A 7803-nucleotide genomic window follows, 5' to 3' on the forward strand; every position below is an offset into this window, starting at 1 on the left:
TTTTACACCTTCTCTGTTAAATTTTTGCCCATTATTCCTGTAGGTTTAAATAGCAATATTACGATTAATAGTATAAATGCTAACGCATCTCTATACCCTGTAAGTCCAGGGAAAAATCCAATTAACATAATTTCAGCTAGTCCAAGTATAAAACCACCAATAACTGCTCCCTTAATATCTCCTATACCACCAATTACAGCGGCTATGAAACATTTAAGACCTGGCATCATTCCCATAAGTGCAACTATTTGTGGATATTTTACACACCACATCATAGAGCCCACTGCAGCCAATCCTGATCCTATAGCGAAAGTAAATGATATTGTCCTATTTACATTTATCCCCATAAGTCTTGCAGTTTCAACATCTTTTGAAGCTGCTCTCATTGCCATACCAATATTCGTGTTATTAACTAAGTGTAATAGAACAAATAGTATTACTATTGTAACAACTGGAATTATAAAAGTAAGTCTTTGAATTGAAACTCCACCTATAACTATTACCTCTGTAAATAGCTTTACATCTGGGAAAGCCTTAGGCCTTCCTCCAAATAAAACAACCGCTAAATTTTCAAGTAAGAAAGATACACCAATAGCTGAAATTAAAGCTGAAATCTTAGGTGCATTTCTTAAAGGTCTATACGCAGTGAATTCAATTCCCATCCCCAGGAATGCTGTTATAACCACTGCAATTATAAAAGCAAAGTACCAAGGTAGTCCAAATGTTGCAACTCCGAAAAATCCGAAATATGCAGCCATCATAAATATATCGCCATGCGCAAAATTTATAAGTTTTAGTATTCCATAAACCATAGTATATCCTATAGCTATAAGTGCATATAAACTTCCTAGAGAGATACCATTTGCTAAATTTTGCATAAATGTACTTAAATTCATTAAAGTCATATTTTCACCCCTAATTAATTTTCTTCAGGTTTTATTGTATCAAGATAAGTAAATTTACCATCTTTAACTACCTTTAAAACTGCGTCTTTTACTGCATTGTTATTTTGGTCTATAGTTATTACTCCTGCTGCACCAGGAAAATTCTTGGTTCTTGCAATTTCGTCTCTAATCTTTATTGGATCTATAGAATTAGCTCTTTTAACTGCATCTAAAATCACTAAATATGCATCATATGATAAAGCTGAAACTGCTGCTGGTTCCTTATTATATTCTTTTCTATATTCATCAAGAAAAACTTTTGATTCGTTAGTTATAGGCGTCTCACTTGCAAAAAAAGTAGAAAATACCGTTCCCTCAACATCTTCTTTACCTATGTCTAAAAACTCTGGTGTTTCCCAAGTATCCCCTCCAATTATTGGAGTAGTTATTCCAAGCTGCCTTGCTTGCTTTATTATCATAGCTCCTTCTGTAAAATTACCTGGAGCAAAAATCACATCTGGATTACTACTCTTAATATTTGTAAGTTGAGCTGTAAAATCTTGATCCCCTGTATTGTAGTTAGCTTTAGCTATAATTGAATCTTTATCTCCTGTAAGCTTTACAAATTCATCAGTAAAGAACTTGCAAATTCCAACTGAATAATCACTTGAAACTTCTTGAAGTAAAGCTACTTTTTTAGCTTGCAGTTTATTTGCTGCGTATTTTGCCATGACAGTTCCTTGAAAAGGATCTATAAAACAAACTCTAAAGTAATAATCATTACCAGCTGTTACAAGAGGATTTGTAGCTGAAGCTGCAACTGCTGGGACCTTAGCATCTTGCACAATATCTCCCGCCGCCATAGAGTTTCCACTTCCCCAACTTCCTATGATTGCATTAACGTGCTCCTGTTCTACAAGATTAGATGCTGCACTAGCTGCTTCAACTTTATCTGATTTATTATCTGCAAAAACTAATTCAACTTTTTTTCCATTAACTGTTGGATAAAGCTTGTTCGCAAGTTTCACACCTTCTACTTCTAGCTGTCCACCTGCTGCATTAGCACCCGTCATTGGCTCAAACACACCAATTTTTATGACATCGCTATCTATGTTTGCTTTAGTATCTGATTTTGAGCAACCCGCCAGCGTAAATGTAGTTACCATAGCCACCGCCAAAAGCAAAGAAATTTTTTTCTTCATAAAATAAGCCCCCCCTAGTATTAGTTTTATTTTCTTAAAGTGTACGCTGCAAAAAAAATAATAAATTGACAATAAGATTTCCAAAAAACATAGAAAATAATTAATCAACTATTGTTTAAATATCACTATTCTTTTTAATATTTCTATTGAAATTGTTTATATAAATTAATACCTAAAGTATAAAATTACTAATTTATTAATTTAATCCGACTATTATTAACAAATTATATATTATCCTATATCAGCCTATATGTCAACCCACGAAAGACATTTGTATTTTCTACAAATATAAATATTAGAACGATATTATTAAAAAACGTTCGTTATGTAGAAATATTATAATAATTTTTACAAGTTAATTTATAAATTGTTATATATCAGTTATGCATTTCTTAGTCTCTATCTCTTTTAATTAATTCTAGAAAGACATTTTCACTTTATCTTTCAGAATATATTAAATTAATTTACATACAATATTTTAACGTTTTTTACCTTTGGCTTATTAAACCTTATTAAAACACAAAAAGCTTAATGTTACTAAAATATAACATTAAGCTTTTTTATCTATACAATTTTCTTATAGACTAAAATCCTGCTGGCTCTGATTTAGCACCAGCTTCATGCATTTCTTTGATTGCTTCTACATACATGCTTTTATCTTCTACTATCTTAGCAGCCTGCTCATAGCAATATAGTGCTTTATTTAAATCTTCAAGATGATAATAACATGCAGCTAATCTATTGATTAAATCAGGATTTTTCCTGTTTATTTTTAGTGCCATTTTATAATATCTTACCGCACTTTTATAGTTCATACTATATTTATCTCTCTCATTAAATTCTACTATATTTTCTTTACTTAAATATATATTTCCTATACACTCATAAGTTGCACAGATTAATAATTTATGATCTTCCTTTTCATTTTTTGAGATGTTCTTTTCGCCTTTTCTAAGGTGATCTAATGCATTTTCTATGTTTCCCAACTCCGCATATGAAAGTCCTATATATATATGAGTTAATGAATCATCAGAATCTTTACAATATATATCAAATGCCTCAATTGCATCTTCATTTTTTCCCAACTTCCTATATACTAGGCCTTTTATAAAATATGAATAATAATTTTCTTTATTAAATTCAGCTGCCTTTTCCGTGAAATATAAAGCATTATCTAATTTTCCTTTTTTTAGATCACCCATTGCAAGATCGTTCAAAACTAGCGATAATTGCTTTTCACTTGTTATAGTTCCGCCTTTAACATTTATCCTATTCTCTTCTAAAAAACTCTTTATTTTGTCTTGTATATTTTGATTATCTTCCATTTTGTTCCTCACTTTTTATCTTTATTTTAATAACAAATGCTAAAAATGTTAATTATTAATTCTAGCATTTTTATTTTCATATATATTTATATATTATTTTTCATTTTATTACAATAAATACTTTATTAAATTTTTAATTTATATACACTTTATAAAAATGTATGTTTATCTTAACATAATTATCAAAATATATTAAGTATTTTTAATTCATTGTAACTAAAATCCTCCACTTTCTCCCATAATTATTACTGTTATATCTGTGGTCATAGGCTTTCTTCTCATAATTGAATATACTCTGCATATCCTTGTTTGCGATTTACAATTCATGCATATGCCAGTTTTTGAACAAGGATTCGGCTTCTCAAGTCTCTTATTATTCATAGGTGATGATATATTCTCCAATCGCTCAAAAGCTGCTGCTTCATCCTTACATATCTTATCAACGCTTACTACAACTATGACTTTTCTAGGCCCAAAAGTCATAGCCGCTACTCTATTCCCCATTCCATCTACATTAATAAGAGTTCCATCTAAAGTTATAGAATTACTACTGCATAAATATAGATCACTAAATATTTCTTCTCTTGCAATAGATACAGCCTCTTCTTGGCTTGATGCTCTTCCATGATCAAAAACAATACCTCCGACAGCATCCACTTTATCTTGAATCTTCATGTCAGTTATTGTCATTGAACCACCAAAACCCACCTTAGTACCTTTTTTCACATATTTCATGATGAATTCTATTACCTCATCCTTAGTTGATAAATATATTGCATTAAAATCATTTTTTATCAAAGCATCTACAACTTTTTTTCCATTTACTTCTTTATACCAATCTCTCACTAACTTTTCTTCCATTACTTCACTCCTAATCCTATATTAATCAAAACATTTATATAGAATTCATCCTATATCCTCACCAATATAGGACAAATTTCATATATATTTAACGTTAAATATATATGAAATTTTTCCAGAAATATTAAAATAATAAAATAAGACTATTTGTGAAAAAACATTCACTCTTTAATATGCAAATCTTGTAACGATAAAAATTACTGTATAAAGTTACTTTTACTTACCTATATAACTGCATGTATCTATCTCTGTTTCGTACGAATAGCTTTTCTTTTTAGAATATTCTATATCTATTCTTCTGATGCTAATATAGTATGCACTAATAAGTGGAATGCATGCCCCAAGCCATGCTAATGGATTAGCCATAGATACACCTAAAAATCCTAGTGGCTGTGATAGCATAATTGCTGCAAATGTTCTCATCAATAATTCCATAATTCCAGCTACAGTTGGAATAAAACTTTGTCCTAACCCTTGAAGGGTATATCTATATATAAATAGTAGAGAAAGTAAAAAATAGTTTAATCCATTTGAAGTTAAATATATTTGAGATAGCCTAATAACTTCTTTTTGATCATATCCAACAAAAATTCCTGTAAGAAAATGGCCAGCAAAAGTATTTATAAGACCTACTATAACACTAAATGTTACTGATATAAATACACATTTCTTTACACCTTCTTTGATTCTCTCGATTTTTTCCGCGCCAAAATTTTGAGCTGTATATGTAGCCATTGTTATACCAAATGACATCATAGGTTGAGTTGCGAGAGTATCTATCTTTTGAGCGGCAGTATATGCTGCCACAGAAGTAGCTCCAAGGCTATTTAATGCAAATTGCAATATAATAGCACCAATGGCTATTATGGATGCCTGGAATCCCATCGGTAAAGAAATTTTAATGTGTTCTAAAAAGTTTCTTTCGATAATTTTAAATCGCTTTTCTTTAATTTAAGTATTGGTAAATTTCTTTTTATGTACCACATACACAATAATGCCGAAACTCCTTGTGCTATAACAGTTGCACAAGCTGCGCCAGTTACTCCCATTTTGAATATTAATATAAAAGTAAATTCTAATATTATATTTAAAATACACGCCACCACTAAGTATATTAATGGAGTCTTGCTATCCCCTAAAGCTCTAATTATGTTTGAAAAAAAATTAAAAAACATCGATGCTATTATTCCAATAAATATTACTACCACAAAATTATACGCATCATCAATAATTTCTACAGGTGTATTCATTAATACTAATATAGGCCTAGCTAAAATAGTACTTATAGTCGTAAGAATTATAGTTATTATTATGCTAATGACTACACCCGTAAAGTAACTTTTCTTAACACCTTCTTTATCATCTGCACCAAACTTTTGTGCAGTAATGATTGAAAGCCCGGATGTTAAGCCTTGAGCAAAACCTAAAATCAAAAACATTATACTCCCTGTGCATCCTACCGCTGCTAAAGCATTTACTCCTATTGTACGTCCAACAATAAATGTATCTGCTATATTGTAAAATTGTTGAAATATATTTCCTATTAATAGAGGAATAGTAAATAGCAATATTAATTTTGCTGGATTCCCTTTTGTTAAATTTCTAGTTATCATGATTTAATGTCTCCCCCTCAAAGATATTAGTAAAACTTAATTTATGTTAGTCAAATATTTAATAAGATAACTTAAAAACACCTTATTTGAATTATAAACTCCATAACTATGTAATTATACGCTTTATATTAATAGAAATATATAAACAAAAAGTACAAAATTCTGCCTTTAATTTGAATAAAATCACAAAAACAGTAAATCTATATATAATTTAAACATGTGATTCAATATTTAACTCACCACAAGTGTAATTTAAAATTTTAGAAGATTTACTGTTTATATGATTAACTATATTTCTTTACTATAATTATTATAATCTTTTCTTAAATTCAAATTTTTACACCAATCTATATTATTACTTCTTCCTTATCCGATAGGTAATAATGAGTAATTGGCTTTAACTTTTCATCTAATTCATATACTAAAGGTATTCCCGTTGGAATATTTAAATTAGCTATATTATCGGCTGGAATATCATCTAAATATTTAACTAAAGCTCTCAATGTATTTCCATGAGCAGATATTATAACTCTTCTACCTGCTTTTAAATCTGTAACTATATTTTTTCTCCATTCTTCTAACACACGTTTTTCAGTATCAGCCAGGTTTTCTGTTAATGGTATTTGTTCTTCATTTAAATCCTTGTATTTATATTCATTTCCAGCGTATCTAGTGTCATCTTTAGTCAATTCTGGCGGTTTTACATTTACAAATCTTCTCCATTTATGAACTTGCTCTTCTCCATATTTTTTAGCAGTTTCTGCTTTATTTAGCCCTTGTAAAGCTCCATAATGTCTCTCGTTTAATCTCCATGATTTAAAAACAGGAATCCATGTCAAATCCATCTCATATAGTATTATCCATAACGTTCTTATTGCTCTCTTTAGAACTGATGTATATGCTACATCAAATACAAAACCATTTTTCTTAAGTATTTTTCCAGCTCTACTTGCTTCCTTTAACCCATTCTCTGACAAATCTATATCAGTCCATCCCGTAAATCTATTTTCTAAATTCCAAAGACTTTCTCCATGTCTTACTAGTACCAATTTAATCATAATCTCACCTTCTAAAGTAATTTATCACAATCACAATTTAATGATAATTAGCAAAATCTTAAACAGTATTAGCTAATGAAATCTAACTATAAAAAATTGTGTATAGAAATAAATTTCAATATATACGCTTATCTCTATTAATACCAGTATAGTCATGTCAATAAATTTAGTTACTCATTTGATAGTAGTTACTTACAAATCTTTAGATCTTAATTTTTATATTAAACGATTCTCTAATTATTGTTTTAAATCAAAAAAACTTTATAATAAAAAATATGCTCAGATGATAAAACTTATCATCTGAGCATATTTTTTATTACCTCGCAACGTCCTACTCTGCCACACAGTCTCCCATGCAGTACCATCGGCGTTATAGACCTTAACTTTCCTGTTCGGAATGGGAAGGAGTGTTACCTCTATGCCATCATCACGAGATTAAGTGAGTTCCCAAATCCATGATTTGGTCGAACGAACTTATGCAAATCGCTAAAGCGATTTGTATTCCTTTTTGAAAAAACTTTTGTTCTTTCAAAATTGCACACAGTTTCTCTAATGTATTTACAACTTGACTATATTGGTCAAGCCCTCGACCTATTAGTATCAGTCAGCTAAATATGTTACCATACTTACACCTCTGACCTATCAACCTTGTAGTCTTCAAGGGGTCTTACTAGCTTATGCTATGGGAAATCTCATCTTGAGGTGGGCTTCACACTTAGATGCTTTCAGCGTTTATCCCTTCCCGACTTAGCTACCCAGCTATGCTTCTGGCGAAACAACTGGTACACCATAGGTCAGTCCATCCCGGTCCTCTCGTACTAAGGACAGCTCCTCTCAAATTTCCTACGCCCGCGACGGAT

Annotated in this window: 5 protein-coding genes, 2 rRNA genes and 1 pseudogene; all 8 read right to left on the minus strand. The window is 30.4% G+C overall.

Going from position 1 to position 7803, the window contains the following annotated elements; genetic code table 11:
• Nucleotides 1-2 precede the first annotated feature (2 nt).
• On the minus strand, nucleotides 3-905 hold the full coding sequence (locus T483_RS0113410) for a branched-chain amino acid ABC transporter permease (protein ID WP_026887323.1): 903 nt from the start codon (nucleotides 903-905) through the stop codon (nucleotides 3-5).
• Between the two features lie 14 nt (nucleotides 906-919).
• On the minus strand, nucleotides 920-2086 hold the full coding sequence (locus tag T483_RS0113415) for an ABC transporter substrate-binding protein (RefSeq protein WP_026887324.1): 1167 nt from the start codon (nucleotides 2084-2086) through the stop codon (nucleotides 920-922).
• 584 nt (nucleotides 2087-2670) lie between these two features.
• The gene (locus tag T483_RS0113420) at nucleotides 2671-3411 is read right to left on the minus strand and encodes a tetratricopeptide repeat protein (protein ID WP_026887325.1); all 741 of its coding nucleotides are present in this window, start codon (nucleotides 3409-3411) and stop codon (nucleotides 2671-2673) included.
• Nucleotides 3412-3627: 216 nt separating this feature from the next.
• The gene (locus T483_RS0113425; RefSeq protein WP_026887326.1) at nucleotides 3628-4272 is read right to left on the minus strand and encodes a lactate utilization protein; all 645 of its coding nucleotides are present in this window, start codon (nucleotides 4270-4272) and stop codon (nucleotides 3628-3630) included.
• A gap of 216 nt (nucleotides 4273-4488) precedes the next feature.
• Nucleotides 4489-5885: pseudogene (locus T483_RS29115) on the minus strand (MATE family efflux transporter).
• 347 nt (nucleotides 5886-6232) lie between these two features.
• On the minus strand, nucleotides 6233-6943 hold the full coding sequence (gpmA, locus tag T483_RS0113435; protein ID WP_026887327.1) for a 2,3-diphosphoglycerate-dependent phosphoglycerate mutase: 711 nt from the start codon (nucleotides 6941-6943) through the stop codon (nucleotides 6233-6235).
• A 318-nt stretch (nucleotides 6944-7261) separates the two neighbouring features.
• A 5S ribosomal RNA gene (gene rrf, locus T483_RS0113440) occupies nucleotides 7262-7378 on the minus strand.
• 139 nt (nucleotides 7379-7517) lie between these two features.
• Nucleotides 7518-7803 (minus strand): 23S ribosomal RNA (locus tag T483_RS0113445); the annotation flags it as partial.

The sequence above is a fragment of the Clostridium beijerinckii HUN142 genome (assembly GCF_000621745.1).
Taxonomy (GTDB): domain Bacteria; phylum Bacillota; class Clostridia; order Clostridiales; family Clostridiaceae; genus Clostridium; species Clostridium beijerinckii_A.